The organism is Streptomyces sp. CNZ301 (assembly GCF_004217425.1).
Genome location: NZ_SHLG01000002.1, coordinates 818,679 through 834,255, shown reverse-complemented (window position 1 = coordinate 834,255; position 15,577 = coordinate 818,679). Strand labels below are relative to the sequence as shown.

Genomic DNA, 15,577 nt, shown 5'->3' with positions numbered 1-15,577 from the left:
CGGGCGAGGCGACCCGCGACGGCGAACGGCGCCCGCCCGCGCACCCGTTGCCGGTGTGCGCGGACGGACGCCGCCGTTTCCGTGTCCGTCTCCCTGCCTGCTACGCGGGAACGCTGGCGACGCCCGGCTCCAGGAACCGGCGTCCGGTGGCCCGTTCGCTGACGCCCTCACGGTCCAGGTACGGCGTGATGCCGCCGAGGTGGAAAGGCCAGCCCGCACCGGTGATCAGGCACAGGTCGATGTCCTGCGCCTCGGCGACGACGCCCTCGTCGAGCATGAGGCGGACCTCCTGCGCGATGGCGTCCAGCGCCCGCTCCCGCACCTGCTCCTCGGTGAGCGCCACGTCGCCCGTCTGGAAGAGCGCCTCGACCTCCGGGTCCAGTTCCGGCTTCGCGGAGCCCGGGACGTAGAGGTTGCGCTTGCCCGCCTCGACGATGCGTCCGAGGTTCTCCGAGACGCCGAAGCGGTCGGGGAACGCGGCGTGCAGCGTGCCCGAGACGTGGTGGGCGACGGCCGGACCGACCAGCTCCAGCAGCACGATCGGTGACATGGGCAGACCCAGCGGCGCCAGCGCTCGGTCCGCGACGTCGACCGGAGTGCCCTCGTCGATGGAGCGCAGCACCTCGCCGAGGAACCGGGTCAGCACCCGGTTGACGACGAAGGCGGGTGCGTCCTTGACCAGAACGGCCGTCTTCTTCAGCGACTTGGCCACGGAGAAGGCCGTCGCCAGCGAGGCGTCGTCCGTCTTCTCCGCCCGTACGATCTCCAGCAGCGGCAGCACCGCCACCGGGTTGAAGAAGTGGAAGCCGACCACACGTTCGGGGTGCTTGAGCTTCGAGGCCATCTCCGTGACCGACAGCGACGAGGTGTTGGTGGCGAGGAGGGCGTGCTCCGGCACGACCGCCTCCACCTCGGCGAAGATCTTCTGCTTGAGGCCCATCTCCTCGAAGACGGCCTCGATGACGAAGTCCGCGTCCGCGAAGGCGGTCGCCTTGTCCAGCGAACCGGTCACCAGCGCCTTCAGCCGGTTGGCCTTGTCCTGGTTGACGCGGCCCTTCAGCAGCAGCTTGTCGATCTCCTCGTGGACGTAGGCCACGCCCTTGTCGACCCGCTCCTGGTCGATGTCGGTCAGTACGACCGGCACCTCCAGGCGGCGTGCGAAGAGCATCGCCAGCTGAGAGGCCATGAGCCCGGCGCCGACGATGCCCACCTTGGTGACGGGACGGGCCAGCGACTTGTCCGGAGCTCCCGCCGGCCGCTTGGCACGCTTCTGCACGAGGTTGAACGCGTAGATGCCGCTGCGGAGTTCGCCGCCCATGATCAGGTCGGCCAGCGCCTTGTCCTCGGCCTCGAAGCCCGCACGCAGATCGCCGCTCTTGGCCGCGGCGATGATGTCGAGCGCGCGGTACGCGGCGGGGGCGGCGCCGTGCACCTTCTCGTCGGCGATCTGCTTGCCGCGTGCAACGGCCTGGTCCCACGCCTCGTCACGGTCGATCTCGGGGCGTACGACCTCGATCTCGCCCTTGAGGACGGCCGCCGTCCAGCGCAGCGACTGCTCGAGGAAGTCCGCGCCCTCGAACAGGGCGTCGGCGATGCCGAGTTCGTAGACCTGCGGGCCCTTGAGCTGCTTGTTCTGGTTGAGGGAGTTCTCGATGATGACGGAGACCGCGCGGTCGGCGCCGATGAGGTTCGGCAGCAGCGCGCAGCCGCCCCAGCCGGGCACCAGCCCGAGGAAGACCTCCGGCAGCCCGAACGCGGGCGCGGCCTGCGAGACGGTGCGGTAGTTGCAGTGCAGCCCCACCTCGACGCCGCCGCCCATGGCCGCGCCGTTGTAGTACGCGAAGGTCGGCACTCCGAGGTCGGCCAGCCGCCGGAAGACCGCGTGACCGCCCTGACCGATGGCGAGCGCGTCCTCGTGCTCCTTGAGCAGCTCGACGCCCTTGAGGTCGGCGCCGACGGCGAAGATGAACGGCTTGCCGGTGAGGCCCACGCCGACGATCTCGCCCGCCTTCGCCTCCTTCTCCACCTGGTCGAGCGCCGCGTCGAGGTTGGCCAGCGAAGCCGGCCCGAACGTCGTCGGCTTGGTGTGGTCGAAGCCGTTGTCCAGCGTGATGAGAGCGAACCGGCCCGCCCCGTCCGGCAGGTCGAGGTGGCGCACGTGCGCCTGCGTGACGACCTCGTCCGGGAACAGTTCGGCTGCGCCCTTCAGCAACTCGGCGGTCTTGGTGCTCACTTGTTCCCTGCCTTCTCGTGGTGGGGGTTCTCCCAGATCACGGTTCCGCCCATGCCGAAGCCGACGCACATCGTCGTCAGCCCGTAGCGCACGTGCGGCTGCTCCTCGAACTGGCGGGCCAGCTGCGTCATCAGGCGGACGCCGGAGGAGGCCAGCGGGTGCCCGTAGGCGATGGCGCCGCCGTACTGGTTGACCCTCGGGTCGTCGTCGGCGATGCCGTAGTGGTCCAGCAGCGCCAGCACCTGCACCGCGAAGGCCTCGTTGACCTCGAAGAGGCCGATGTCGTCGATCGACAGCCCGGCCTTCGCCAGCGCCTTCTGCGTGGACGGCACGGGCCCGACGCCCATGACCTCCGGCTCGACACCGGCGAACGCGTAGCTGACCAGCCGCATCTTCACCGGGAGGTCCATCTCCCGCGCGAAGTCCTCGGCGGCGATCAGTGAGGCCGTCGCACCGTCGTTGAGACCGGCGGCGTTGCCCGGCGTGACGCGGCCGTGCGCACGGAAGGGAGTCTTCAGCCCGGCGAGGCTCTCCAGCGTGGTGCCCGGACGCATCGGCTCGTCCTGCGTGGCCAGGCCCCAGCCGGTCTCCCCGCCCTCACCGTTCGTGCGGCGGATCGAGATCGGCACGAGGTCCTGCTGGATCTTGCCGTTGGCGTAGGCCTTGGCGGCCTTCTCCTGGCTGCGCACCGCGTACTCGTCGGCGCGCTGCTTGCTCAGGTGGGGGAAGCGGTCGTGCAGGTTCTCGGCCGTCATACCCATGAACAGGGCGGACTGGTCGACCAGCTTCTCCGACACGAAGCGCGGGTTGGGGTCGACGCCCTCGCCCATGGGGTGACGGCCCATGTGCTCGACACCGCCCGCGACCACGACGTCGTACGCGCCGAAGGAGATGGAACCGGCGGTGCTCGTCACCGCCGTCATCGCGCCGGCGCACATGCGGTCGATGGAGTATCCGGGGACGGTGTTGGGCAGTCCGGCCAGAATCCCCGCGGTGCGGCCGAGGGTCAGCCCCTGGTCGCCGATCTGGGTGGTGGCGGCGACGGCCACCTCGTCGATGCGCTCGGGGGGCAGCTCCGGGTTACGGCGCAGCAGTTCGCGGATGCACTTCACGACCAGGTCGTCTGCCCTGGTCTCGTGATAGATGCCCTTGGGGCCCGCCTTGCCGAACGGTGTGCGGACGCCGTCGACGAAGACGACGTCCCTAGCGGTACGAGGCACTTTGGCTCTCCTCCAGGTGCGGTGCAGTTACGCCGTACGGCGCGCTTCCCACGGCTCATGCTACCCGTGGGTAACTGAGGGGCAAGACCGGTTCGCCGTGAGGGGCACACGTCACACCGGGGCCCGTCACCGGCGTGCCCCGCGACCCGCGGACCACACTCGCGACACGGACGGCGGATCCGGTCAGCGGCGGCGCGGGCCGCCCTTCCGCAATCGCCACCTCCGCCGCGCACGCGGACGCGGTACGAACGGCCGCCGGCCCGTACCGCCCGTACCGCCACCGGGCCGGGCCACGGGCACTTTTCGTTCCGCCTGTGCCCGGATCTCGTACGCGGAATCGTGTGCGGTCACATGGAACGCCTCGTCGTGCGCGGCAAGTGCGCCACGCACGGCGGTGCCGGCGACGCCACGACGGCGCACGACCGCCGCCAGCCACGTGAAGAAGCCGACGACGGCCGCGAGAACACCCGCGGTCACGAGATACGGCAACAGCTCACCCATGGACCGGGCCCGGGACCGGCGCCGCTCCCGCTCGCCCGGGGACAGCCAAGGCCGCTACTCGGACGGCGCGGCGGTGGCCAGTGCCTCGGTCAGCAGCGACGCCGTCTGCTCGATCTGCCACTCCCTGGCCCCGAGCGCACGCAGCGCCGAGACCACCTCGGCCTCCGTGCTCGCGCTCGGCGGCTGCCAGCACAGCCGCCTGACCGAGTCGGGCGTCAGCAGGTTCTCCTGCGGCATGCCCAGTTCCTCCGCTCGTGCCGTCACCGCCGCCCGCGCCGCCGCGAGCCGTGCGGCGGCCGCCGGGTCCTTGTCGGCCCAGGAACGCGGCGGAGGCGGACCGTTGGGAGTCTGGCTCTGCTGCGGAAGAGCCGACTCCGGCAGCGCCTTCGCCCTGTCGACGGCCGCCTGCCACTGGTCCAGCTGCTTACGGCCCATCCGGTGCCCGAAGCCCGGCAGGGCGGCGAGGGCCCGCGCGTCCGAGGGGAGCGCCAGCGCCGCCTCGACGATCGCAGAGTCGGAGAGGACCTTGCCCGGCGAGACGTCCCGCTTCTGCGCGATCTTGTCCCGTGCCGTCCACATCTCCCGTACGACGGCCATCTGACGCCGCCGCCGCACCTTGTGCATGCCGGAGGTGCGGCGCCACGGGTCCTTGCGCGGCGGAGCTGGGGGCGCGGAGGCGATGGTCTCGAACTCCTCCCGCGCCCAGGCCAGTTTGCCCTGCCGTTCCAGCTCCTCCTCAAGGGCGTCCCGCAGGTCGATCAGCAACTCGACGTCCAGCGCCGCGTAGTGCAGCCAGGGCTCGGGGAGCGGACGGGTGGACCAGTCGACGGCGGAGTGGCCCTTCTCCAGCGAGTAGCCGAGCAGGTTCTCCACCATCGCGCCCAGGCCGACCCGCGCGTACCCGGCGAGGCGTCCCGCGAGCTCGGTGTCGAACAGTCTCCGGGGCACCATGCCTATCTCGCGCAGGCAGGGCAGGTCCTGCGTGGCGGCGTGCAGCACCCACTCGGAGTCGGCCAGCACCGAGCCCAGTGCCGACAGGTCCGGGCATCCCACGGGATCGACCAGTGCGCTTCCGGCGCCCTCGCGCCGCAGCTGTACGAGATAGGCCCGCTGCCCGTAGCGGTATCCGGAAGCACGCTCGGCGTCCACGGCGACCGGACCGGTGCCCTTGGCGAAAGCGGCGACGATCTCGGCCAGACCGGCCTCGTCGGCAGTCACGGGTGGAACGCCCTCGCGGGGCTCGAGCAGGGGGACCGGCGCCTGACCAGGGTCTTGGCCCTCGGTCCGGGCCATAGCGGGGTTTGCTGATGCGGTCTCTCGGGCGTCGGTCACCGGTCAAGGGTAGCTGCGGAAGGCCCGTCGTTGTCCGAATGTCCGGGCAGATCGTTGCCCGTGGCACCGGAATCCCCGCCGGGCTGAGGCGGCGGTGCCGCGCGGCGGGTTCCGCGGCGCACACACGAGGCGCCCGCCTGCGGACCGTGCCGCCGGCGGGCGCCTCGAGGTGTGGGGGAGGGGAAGCTCCGCGGAGGAGCGCGTGATCAGTGGATGATGCCGGTACGGAGCGCCACGGCGACCATGCCGGCACGGTCCCCGGTGCCCAACTTGCGGGCGATGCGGGCCAGATGGGATTTCACCGTGAGGGCCGAGAGGCCCATGGAGACGCCGATGGCCTTGTTGGACTGGCCCTCCGCAACCAGCCGCAGGACCTCCACCTCGCGTCCGGACAGCTCACGCTGGCCACCGGGGTGACCCGGGCCGCCGGGGCCGCCACCGGGACGGCGGTGCATGCGCGCGGCGGCCGCGCCGATGGGGGCCGCGCCGTGCCGGGTCGGCATGGCACCGAGGTTGTTGCGGGTGCCGGTGACGACGTAGCCCTTGACGCCGCCCGCGAGGGCGTTGCGTACGGCGCCGATGTCGTCGGCCGCCGAGAGGGCCAGGCCGTTCGGCCAGCCCGCTGCTCGGGTCTCGGACAGCAGGCTGAGGCCCGAACCGTCGGGGAGGTGGACGTCGGCCACGCAGATGTCGCGTGGGTTGCTGACTCGGGGACGTGCCTCCGCGATCGACGACGCCTCGATCACGTCACGTACGCCGAGAGCCCAGAGATGTCGGGTCACGGTGGAACGGACGCGGGGGTCGGCCACGACGACCATGGCCGTCGGCTTGTTCGGGCGGTAGGCGACCAGGCTTGTGGGGTGCTCAAGAAGAACAGACACCGGGCCTCCGAGGGCTGGCTGCGGACGGAACGATTCCGGTGACCGAGTGGGGTGGGCCGGGGGGTTCCGTGTGGAAGGGTCATAGACTCCTTCGGCAGGTGGGGGGCCCTGCTTTAGGGGAAGATCACCAATTGATGACCGATATTTCCTGAATAGGACAGTCGCTCGACCCCGCCCCACGCGCCCTCGCGCGCCGGGGAACGGCCGCGCCGTAACCCGCGCTGCCCGCCGCGGACGCAGGGGCAGGCGCCCGTCAGAGAGGCTGAGGGCCCCGCCGCTTAGGCAGGGAGACGACGGAGCTTCCCTCGCCGGCCTCCGGCGGCAGTCCCGCGCACTGGCACAGAAGCTCCGACCAGGCAGTCAGGTGGACGGCCATGTCGGGCAGGGCGTCGGGTGCCGCCGCCTCGTCGGGGCGGGGTGTCCAGCTGGCCCGGATCTCCAGTTCCGTCTGCGGCGGGCGCTCGTCCAGGCCGCCGAAGTAGGAGGAACCGGACCTGGTCACCGTGCCGCTCGAGTCCGAGTACGCCGCCGACTGGGCCTCCAGCGCGCCCGTCAGCCACGACCAGGTGACGTCGGGCAGCAGCGGATCGCCGGCCATCTCCGGCTCCAGCTCGGTGCGGGCCAGGGTGACGACGCGGAACGTGCCCTGCCAGGACTCCTGCCCTGCCGGATCATGGAGCAGCACGAAGCGGCCGTCCGCGAGCTCGGCCGACTCGTCCTCCGGGTCCATGACGGCGGCGGACAGCGCGCAGGAGTAGGGAGCCAGGCGCTTGGGCGCGGGCAGCGGGGAGAGCTGCACCTCGGGTCTGGTGTGTGCGGAATTCAGGGCCTCCATCGCCCGCTGGAAGGGCAAGGGGGCGCCGTCGCCTCCGTTGCCCGAGTCGCCGGAACCCTCCGTCGTCGTTGGTCTCGCCGCTGCCATGGGGCGCAAGAGTAGGGCGAGCGGCAGGCGCAGACCGGTAGGGACACTCGCAAGTGGCCGAAGAATGGTGGGTGTTGAGGATGTCCGCGGGTCCGCGGCGCGGTCAGGGAGCGGACGGCCGCCGGCCGGGCCGCGAGATTGGCCGACAACTGACGGCTCGCGGCAGGGGCGCGCCGTCCGCCGGAGCGGGACGTACGAGGAGCCGCGCGCTCCTGAGCCACCTCGCCGGTCAGGGGCCCCTCCGTGGCGTGGGAGACTGCCCTGCGTGAGCGCCGAAGAACCCCAGCCGGGCAAGCCGACCGACCCGCACGACTCCGCATTCCTCAGGGCGTGCCGGAGGGAGCCCGTGCCGCACACCCCGGTGTGGTTCATGCGGCAGGCCGGACGCTCGCTGCCGGAGTACCGCAAGGTGCGTGAGGGCATCGGCATGCTCGACTCCTGCATGCGTCCGGAGCTGGTCACGGAGATCACGCTCCAGCCGGTGCGACGCCACGGGGTCGACGCCGCAATCTACTTCAGCGACATCGTCGTGCCCCTCAAGGCCATCGGCGTGGACCTCGACATCAAGCCGGGTGTCGGGCCCGTCGTGCAGCAGCCCGTGCGCACGCGCGCGGACCTGGAGCGGCTGCGGCCCCTCGAGCCGGACGATGTCGCATACGTGACGGACGCCGTGCGGCTGCTCGGCCGCGAACTCGGCGGCACCCCCCTCATCGGATTCGCCGGGGCGCCGTTCACTCTGGCCAGCTACCTCGTCGAGGGCGGGCCCTCGCGCAACCACGAGCGCACCAAGGCGCTGATGTACGGCGACCCGGAGCTGTGGGCCGCCCTGCTGGACCGGCTCGCCGTCATCACCGGCACGTTCCTGAAGGTGCAGATCGAGGCCGGTGCGTCGGCCGTGCAGCTCTTCGACTCCTGGGCGGGCGCCCTATCCGAGGCCGACTACCGCCGCTCGGTCATGCCCGCCTCGGCGAAGGTCTTCCAGGCGGTGGCGCACTACGGCGTGCCCCGCATCCACTTCGGCGTCGGCACGGGCGAACTGCTCAAAGCCATGGCCGAGGCGGGAGCGGACGTCGTCGGGGCGGACTGGCGGGTGCCGCTGGACGAGGCGGCCCGGCGGATCGGGCCCGGCAAGGCGGTGCAGGGGAATCTGGACCCGGCGGTGCTGTTCGCGCCGCGCGGGGCCGTGGAGGCTCAGGCGCAGCGCGTACTGGACTCGGCGAGCGGCCTGGAGGGCCACATCTTCAACCTGGGGCACGGAGTTCTGCCCGACACGGACCCGGAGGCGCTGACCCGGCTCGTGGAGTACGTGCACGAGAAGTCGGCGGACGGGAGATCGGCGGACGGGAAGACGGAAGGCTGAGCCGAGTTCTCCGGGCCGGCCCCACGGGTGGGGCCCGGTCGGCGCGTCCCGGTCGGCGCGCCCCACGCCCGCCCGTCCGTCAGCGTGAGACCGCCGCCGTCGCCTTGCGTGCCGCCACCAGCACCGGGTCCCAGACCGGGGAGAAGGGCGGCGCGTAGCCCAGGTCGAGATACGTCATCTGCTCCACGGACATCCCGGCGGTGAGCGCGACCGCCGCGATGTCGACCCGTTTGCCCGCGCCCTCACGTCCCACGATCTGCGTGCCCAGCAGCCGTCCCGTGCCGCGTTCCGCGAGCATCTTCACCCTCATCGGACGGCTGCCCGGGAAGTATCCGGCACGGCTCGTGGCTTCGGCAGTCACCGTCACGAACTGCAGGCCCACGTCCCGGGCCTGCTGCTCCAGCAGTCCCGTACGGGCGATCTCCAGATCGCAGACCTTGCTGACGGCGGTGCCGACGACGCCGGGGAAGGTCGCGTAGCCTCCGCCGATGTTGGCGCCGATGACCTGCCCGTGCTTGTTGGCGTGCGTGCCGAGAGCGATGTGCCGCGTCCGTCCGGAGATCAGGTCGAGGACCTCGACGCAGTCGCCGCCCGCCCAGATGTTCTGCCTTCCCCGCACGCGCATGGCCAGGTCCGTCAGCAGGCCACCCGATTCGCCGAGCGGCAGCCCGGCCTCCCGCGCGAGAGAGGTCTCCGGCGCGACGCCGAGGCCGAGCACCACGACGTCGGCGGGGTACGTGGCCTCCTCGGTGGTGACGGCGCGGGCCCGGCCGCTCCCGTCCGTCTCGACGGCGGTGACCGGAGCGCCCGTCGCCACCTCCATGCCCATGCCGCACATCGCGTCGCGCACCAGCTCGCCCATGTCGGGGTCGAGGGTCGTCATCGGCTGCGGGGCACCTTCCAGGACCGTCACCTCGAAACCCCGCATGAGAAGGGCCTCGGCCATCTCGACGCCGATGTAGCCGGCGCCGACCACGACGGCCTTCCGGGGGCCGCCGTCCCCTGGTCCCGTGCGCCTGCGCCCTTCCGATGCGTCCAGGTCGTCCAGCACGGCCTGCCCGTCCTCCAGCGACTGGACGCCGTGCACGCCCTCGGCGTCGATGCCCGGCAGCCGCGGGCGCCTGGGCCTTGCGCCGGTCGCGACGACGAGCTCGTCGAAGCCGGTCCAGAACTCCGGCCCGGGGGGCGCGTCCCGCGGGAGCTCACGGGCCCGCACCCGCCCGCCGTCCGCGTCGATCGCGGTGACCTCGGTGCGCGTCCGCATATCGATGCCGCGCTCGCGGTGCTCCCGCGGCGTGCGTGCGATCAGAGCGTCCCGTTCCCCGACGTCGCCGCCGATCCAGTACGGGATGCCGCACGCGGAGTAGGAGGTGAAGTCGCCGCGCTCGAAGGCGACGATCTCCAGCTCGTCCGGCCCCCGGAGCCTGCGGGCCTGCGACGCGGCCGTCATGCCTGCCGCGTCACCTCCGACGACGACCATGCGGCGGGCAGCGGCCATGTCCAGAGTCCTTCCGTCGTGGGCGGGGCTCCCTTGTTGCCGGGCTTCCCGCCATGGCCCTGAATACGCTGGGCGGTACCCGCCCTGGGACGATGGGACACATGCGTGTGATTGTGATCGGCGGGGGCATCTCGGGGCTCGCCGCGGCCCTGCGGCTCTCCTCGGGCGGCGCGTCGGTGACCGTACTGGAGGGGTCCGCGCGGGTGGGCGGGAAGCTGCTCACGGGCTCCGTCGCGGGTTCCGCCGCCGTCGATCTCGGCGCGGAGTCGATGCTGGCGCGCCGCCCCGAAGGCGTGGATCTCGCGCGGGAGGCGGGCCTGGCGGAGGCGCTCGGGCCGCCGACCGCCGCGAGCGCCGCCATCTGGTCGCGCGGCGAGATGTGCCCGATGCCCAAGGGGCATGTGATGGGCGTGCCGGGCGAGCCGGAAGCGCTGCGCGGTCTGCTCTCGGACGAGGGCGTCGCGCGCGTCGGCGCGGACGTCTCGCTCCCGCCCACCGAGGTCGGCGAGGACGTCGCCATCGGCGAGTACGTGGCGGAGCGGCTGGGGCCCGAAGTCGTGGACCGCCTCGTCGAACCGCTGCTTGGCGGCGTGTACGCGGGCGACGCGTACCGCATCTCCATGCGCGCCGCCGTGCCCCAGCTCTACGAGGCCGCACGAGCCGGGACGTCGCTGCTGGCCGGCGTGCGCGGGCTGCAGCAGCGGGCGCCGGCCGCGCCCTGCGGCTCGCCCGTCTTCATGGGGATCGAGGGAGGGGTGGGGCGGCTGCCCGGCGCGGTGGCCGACGCCTGCCGCGCCGCGGGTGCGGTGATCCGCACGGGCACTCCCGTACGGACCGTGCGCGCGCACGCCGCCGGCGAACCGTCACCGCCCGGCACCACGGCCCCCGCACGGTGGACCGTGGTCACCGGGAGCGGCGAGACGCTCGGAGCCGACGCGCTCGTCCTGGCCGTGCCCGCCCAGCAGGCCGCGCGGCTGCTCGCGGACGAGGCGCCGGCCGCCGCGGAGGGGCTGAGCGCGGTGGAGTACGCGTCGATGGCGCTGGTCACCATGGCCTTCCGGCGCGCGGACATGGAGCACGTGCCGGGCGGCAGCGGCTTCCTCGTACCGCCTGTCGACGGCCGCACCATCAAGGCGTCCACGTTCTCCAGCAACAAGTGGGACTGGGTCGCCGCGCAGGACCCGGAGCTGTTCGTGCTGCGGACCTCCGTCGGACGGTACGGGGAGGAGGAGGTCCTGGAGCGCGAGGACTCCGAGCTGGTGGAGCTGTCCCTGCGTGATCTGGCCGCCGCGACCGGTCTGTCCGCCGCCCCGGTCGACCGTGTCGTCAGCCGCTGGAACGGTGCCCTGCCGCAGTACCCGGTCGGCCACACCGCGCGGGTCGCCCGAATCCGTGAGGCCGTGGAGCGGGTGCCGGGCCTCGCGCTGTGCGGAGCCGCCTACGAAGGTGTGGGCATCCCGGCGTGCATCGCGAGCGGGGAGCGTGCTGCCCGGGAGACCCTGGCGCCGGCGGTGGCGGGCAGCGCGCGAGAATGGGCGCATGACAGCTGTACCTGAGCCGGAGAAGCCGGGGAAGACGCCCAACGCGGGCAAGAAGGCCAAGGACCTCAACGAGGTCGTCCGATACACCCTGTGGTCGGTCTTCCGGCTGCGCGACGCCCTGCCCGAGGACCGCTCGGGCCACGCGGACGAGGTGGAGGACCTGTTCGGGCAGCTCGCCGAGAAGGACGTCGTGGTGCGCGGCACCTATGACATCTCGGGGCTGCGCGCCGACGCGGACCTGATGGTCTGGTGGCACGCGGAGTCCTCCGACGCCCTTCAGGACGCCTACAACCGCTTCCGCCGCACCCGGCTGGGACGGGCCCTGGAACCGGTGTGGTCGAACATGGCCCTGCACCGCCCGGCCGAGTTCAACAAGTCGCACCTTCCCGCCTTCGTGGCGGAGGAGGAGCCGCGGGCGTACGTGAGCGTGTATCCGTTCGTGCGTTCCTACGACTGGTATCTGCTGCCGGACGAAGACCGCCGCCGCATGCTCGCCGACCACGGGAAGATGGCCCGCGGGTTCCCGGACGTACGGGCCAACACGGTGCCTGCGTTCTCCCTCGGCGACTACGAGTGGATCCTCGCCTTCGAGGCCGACGAGCTGCACCGCATCGTCGACCTGATGCGTCACCTGCGGGGTTCGGAGGCGCGGATGCACGTACGGGAAGAGGTGCCGTTCTTCACGGGGCGCCGCAAGCCCGTGGCGGAGCTGCTGGCCGGGCTGGTCTAGCACGGGGCAGCGGCACCAGGGCGTCAGCGGGGTCGGGCCGGTCGCGTCAGGGGGCGGTCAGGGCGGTCGCGTCAGGACGTCATCGGCCGGGGCGTGGTGCGGGAGGTGCGGGGCAGTCGGCCCGTCGGCCGGGTGTCCTGCCCTCCAGCAGGTAGGCGGCGAGATGCCGGTCGTCGCATGCGCCGCCGCCTGCGACGCCGTGCGAGCCGGCGCCCCGCACGGTGACGAGGGAGGAGCCGGACAGCCGCTTCCAGGTCTCCACGGCGCCCGCATAGGGGGTTGCGGCGTCGCGTGTCGACGCGAGCAGCAGCACAGGCGGCACGTCGCCCGGCGCGGTGCGCACATCGACGGGCCGTGCGGGCCTGACCTCCCAGTGGGCGCACGGCAGGTTCGCCCGAAGGTTCTCCCACGTCTGGAAGGGCGCTTCCCGCGCGAGCGCGGTGCTGTCGCGGTCCCAGCGTGACCACTCGCGTGGCCAGTGCCCTTCGGAGCACTGAACGGCGCGGTAGACGGAGTCGCTGTTCATCCGCTGCTCCGCGGCACGCGGACCGGGAGCGGCCACCCCGGCCAGCGCACGCGGGTCGCCCTCGCGGAAGTCCGCGAGCGCCCCGGCCAGCCGGGGCCAGCTGTCGTCGCTGTAGCCGGCTTCGAGGTAGCCCCGCAGCAGCTGCCGCGAGCCGACGCGGCTGCCGGTCCAGCCGACCGGTTGCCCTCGGTCGAGGGCGTCGCGCGCCCGGTCGAAGTTCCGCTGCACGGTGTGTGTCGTGCGGCCCAGTCCGTAGACGGAGTCGTGTCCGGCCACCCAGGAGGTGAAGTCGCGCCAGCGGCGCTGGAACGCCTCGTTCTGTTCGAGGGCGTTGCGGTACCAGATCCGCTCCGGGCGCGGATCGACGACGCTGTCGAGCACGAGACGGCCCACGCGGTCCGGGAAGAGCGTGGCGTACACGGCGCCGAGGTAGCTGCCGTACGAGGTTCCGACGAAGTCGGTCTTCCGGCGGTGCAGGGCGGCACGCAGGACGTCGAGGTCCCGGGCGTTGTCGGCGGTGGTGAAGTGGGCGAGCCGCGACCCGTGCCGGTGTGCGCATTCCGCGGCGAACGCGGCTGCCTGACGGCGCATCCTCCGCTTGAACTGCTCGGACGGCACTCGCGGCGAGCGTGACGGGCCGCTTTCCGCCTCGTGCACCCTGTGAGGGTCCCTGCACAGCAGCGGCCCGGAGCGGCCGACACCGCGCGGTGCGTAACCGACCAGGTCGTAGGAGCGGTTGAGCTTCTTCCACACGCCTCCGGGGACCGTGGCGTAGAGCGGGAAGTCCAAGCCGTCGGCGCCGGGCCCGCCGGGGTTGTGCAGCAGAGGCCCGCGTCTCAGAGACGCGGGCCCGGTCGCACGTCCGCGGCTGACCGCCAGCCGGATCTTCTCCCCGTGCGGGTCGGCGTAGTCGACGGGGACGGTGACGCTGCCGCACTCGGCGGATGACGGAAGCCCCTCCGTGGCGGGGCACTTGCCCCAGCCGACGCCGGCGGCCCACGCCGCCTCGGCCGCCTCGGCCGCGCCGACCGCCTCCCGTACGTCGCGGAGCGGCAGGGGCAGGGGCAGGCCGCCCGGGGCGGTGCCGCCCGGCAGGACGGCGGCGGCCGTGAGGACCAGAGCCCCGAGCGCGGCATGGATCGCGACTGGGCGCACGGGGTGCCTCGTTCCTGTTGTGCGGCGACCGGAGCGGGGCGGCAGCCGACGGGGGTTCTGCGCTGAAAGTGATCGTGTGTATGCGTTGCGTGACAACACGCATGGTCGGCACGGGAGTTGACGAAGTAAAGGACCGGCGGCAGGTGTCGGCGGCGGTGCGCCCGAAGCAGCGACCGCGGGCGAACGCCGTGCGAAGTCCGCCCGCACGCGGGAGAGTTCCCGGCCAAGACGTCGTCGGCGCCGCGTGCGAAGGAGGCGGGGAGCCGGACGGGCCCGTCCTCGTCAGCGGGTGCGCATCAGGTGCAGCGCGCGGGCGAGCCGTCCCCCGGGCAGCGGTTCCGGGCCGGAGCGCTCCAGCCACCACGTCCGCAGCCTCCTGCGGGCGCGTCGGTCGCCGGCGAGGTCCTCGTCCAGCGCGTGGGCCGCGAAGTCCAGTGCGTCGCGCCGGTGTCCTTCCGTGAGGGGCCTGGTCCGCGCGTACGAGGCGAAGGCCGTGCGGAAGGCCGACTCGCCCATGATCTCCGGCAGTTGGGGCGCGACCTTCGCGACGACGCCGGTGCGCTTCGCGACGAGTGCGCGGCTCTGCACGGCCAGCCGATCGCGGTCGAAGCCCTCCGGCGGCGGCGCGCCCGCGACGAGGGCGGCCAGCAGCCCCGCCTGCGCCCGTGCGAGCCGTTCGCGCGCGGCGGCGGTGCCGGCGGTCTCCTCAGCCGCCCTGGGGCGCTCAACTCCCTTGGGCGCATGTGGGTGCACGCTTCGTTCGACCACGCTGCGGATGCCGTCGAGCTCGCCCGCGAGTTCGCTCACGGGCGGAAAGTTCTCGTCCCGCTCCAGCAGCACGCCCGGTGGGTCCGTGCGTGCGCAGAGCTGGGCGAGAACATCCAGCACGGGCTGCGGAACGGGATGCGCGTGGCTGTCGTGCCAGACGCCGTGCCGTTCGAAGCCGCCCGCCACATGCACGTACGCCAGTGCGTCCAGGGGGAGTTCGTCCAGCGCGGCGGCCGGCTCCTCGCCGCGGTTGACGTGGTTGGTGTGCAGGTTGGCGACGTCGATCAGCAGGCCCACACCGGTACGCTCCACGAGCTCGGCGAGGAAAGCGCCCTCAGTGAGTTCCTCGCCCGGCCATTCGACGAGCGCGGCGATGTTCTCCAGCGCGAGCGGAACGGGCAGGGCCTCCTGCGCGGTCCGTACGTTCTCGCACAGCACGTCCAGGGCGTCCCGGGTGCGCGGCACCGGCAGCAGGTGGCCCGCCTCCATCTGCGGCCGGCCGGTCCCCGGGCCGCCTGCCCGTACGAACGCGATGTGCTCGGTGACGAGTGGCGACCCGAGGGCCTCGGCGATCTCGGCGAGCGCCGACAGCCGTGCCGGGTCGGGCGGTTCGGCGCCGCCGAGCCCGAGAGAGACCCCGTGGGGTACGACTGTCGTGCCGCGGTCCCCCAGCCGCCGGAGGGCGTCCGGAAGATGGTCCGGGCAGAGGTTCTCCACGACGGCCTCGACCCAGTCGATGCCGGGCAGCGCCTCGATCCCGTCCGCGATCTCGGGCCGCCAGCCGATGCCCATGCCCAGCCGTACTGCTGTGCCGGCCGTCGACCGGTCTGCTCCGCCCGTGTGCGCCGATCCCATGTGCACCTCCCCTGTCTTCCTCGCTCCTGCCACGGAACGGTCCGCCGAATCCACC

Annotated in this window: 12 protein-coding genes; 3 read left to right on the top strand and 9 right to left on the bottom strand. The window is 72.6% G+C overall.

The features are described from left to right. Positions 1-100: 100 nt before the first annotated feature. The 6 genes from EV375_RS27835 to EV375_RS27810 form a co-directional block, all read right to left on the bottom strand. Complete coding sequence (locus EV375_RS27835) at positions 101-2,233, bottom strand: 3-hydroxyacyl-CoA dehydrogenase NAD-binding domain-containing protein (RefSeq protein WP_130302676.1); 2,133 nt, start codon at positions 2,231-2,233, stop codon at positions 101-103. Further along, on the bottom strand, positions 2,230-3,453 hold the full coding sequence (locus tag EV375_RS27830) for an acetyl-CoA C-acyltransferase (RefSeq protein ID WP_130302675.1): 1,224 nt from the start codon (positions 3,451-3,453) through the stop codon (positions 2,230-2,232). Before EV375_RS27830 ends, EV375_RS27835 begins: the two co-directional genes overlap by 4 nt. A gap of 183 nt (positions 3,454-3,636) precedes the next feature. Then, entirely contained in the window at positions 3,637-3,954 is a 318-nt protein-coding gene (locus tag EV375_RS27825) for a hypothetical protein (protein WP_207228486.1), read from the bottom strand. A gap of 54 nt (positions 3,955-4,008) precedes the next feature. Beyond that, the gene (locus EV375_RS27820; protein ID WP_130302674.1) at positions 4,009-5,286 is read right to left on the bottom strand and encodes a ribonuclease D; all 1,278 of its coding nucleotides are present in this window, start codon (positions 5,284-5,286) and stop codon (positions 4,009-4,011) included. 206 nt (positions 5,287-5,492) lie between these two features. Beyond that, positions 5,493-6,167, bottom strand: a complete 675-nt coding sequence (locus tag EV375_RS27815) for a response regulator transcription factor (protein ID WP_045865701.1) — start codon at positions 6,165-6,167, stop codon at positions 5,493-5,495. A gap of 253 nt (positions 6,168-6,420) precedes the next feature. After that, positions 6,421-7,089: a DUF3000 domain-containing protein gene (locus EV375_RS27810; protein WP_130302673.1), complete on the bottom strand. Its 669-nt coding sequence runs from the start codon at positions 7,087-7,089 to the stop codon at positions 6,421-6,423. A 265-nt stretch (positions 7,090-7,354) separates the two neighbouring features. Here EV375_RS27810 and hemE point away from each other — a divergent pair, with 265 nt between their 5' ends. Beyond that, entirely contained in the window at positions 7,355-8,449 is a 1,095-nt protein-coding gene (gene hemE / locus EV375_RS27800; protein WP_130302671.1) for a uroporphyrinogen decarboxylase, read from the top strand. Between the two features lie 79 nt (positions 8,450-8,528). Here hemE and EV375_RS27795 read toward each other — a convergent pair whose 3' ends face one another. After that, on the bottom strand, positions 8,529-9,947 hold the full coding sequence (locus tag EV375_RS27795; RefSeq protein ID WP_130302670.1) for an FAD-dependent oxidoreductase: 1,419 nt from the start codon (positions 9,945-9,947) through the stop codon (positions 8,529-8,531). Between the two features lie 101 nt (positions 9,948-10,048). Here EV375_RS27795 and hemG point away from each other — a divergent pair, with 101 nt between their 5' ends. Together hemG and hemQ are read left to right on the top strand one after the other, a co-directional pair. Next, positions 10,049-11,503 carry a protoporphyrinogen oxidase gene (gene hemG, locus EV375_RS27790; protein ID WP_130302669.1) on the top strand — a complete coding sequence of 485 codons (1,455 nt, stop codon included), beginning with the start codon at positions 10,049-10,051 and terminating at the stop codon, positions 11,501-11,503. Continuing rightward, positions 11,487-12,218, top strand: coding sequence for a hydrogen peroxide-dependent heme synthase (gene hemQ, locus EV375_RS27785; protein ID WP_130302668.1), 732 nt, complete (start codon positions 11,487-11,489; stop codon positions 12,216-12,218). Before hemG ends, hemQ begins: the two co-directional genes overlap by 17 nt. 79 nt (positions 12,219-12,297) lie before the next feature. Here the strand turns inward: hemQ and EV375_RS27780 are convergent, their stop codons facing one another. Together EV375_RS27780 and EV375_RS27775 are read right to left on the bottom strand one after the other, a co-directional pair. Next, the gene (locus EV375_RS27780) at positions 12,298-13,899 is read right to left on the bottom strand and encodes an alpha/beta hydrolase (protein ID WP_130302667.1); all 1,602 of its coding nucleotides are present in this window, start codon (positions 13,897-13,899) and stop codon (positions 12,298-12,300) included. Positions 13,900-14,181: 282 nt separating this feature from the next. Continuing rightward, positions 14,182-15,522 (bottom strand): MbnB/TglH/ChrH family RiPP precursor modification enzyme, encoded by a 1,341-nt coding sequence (locus EV375_RS27775; protein ID WP_130302666.1) that lies wholly within the window; start codon positions 15,520-15,522, stop codon positions 14,182-14,184. Between the last annotated feature and the right edge of the window lie 55 nt (positions 15,523-15,577).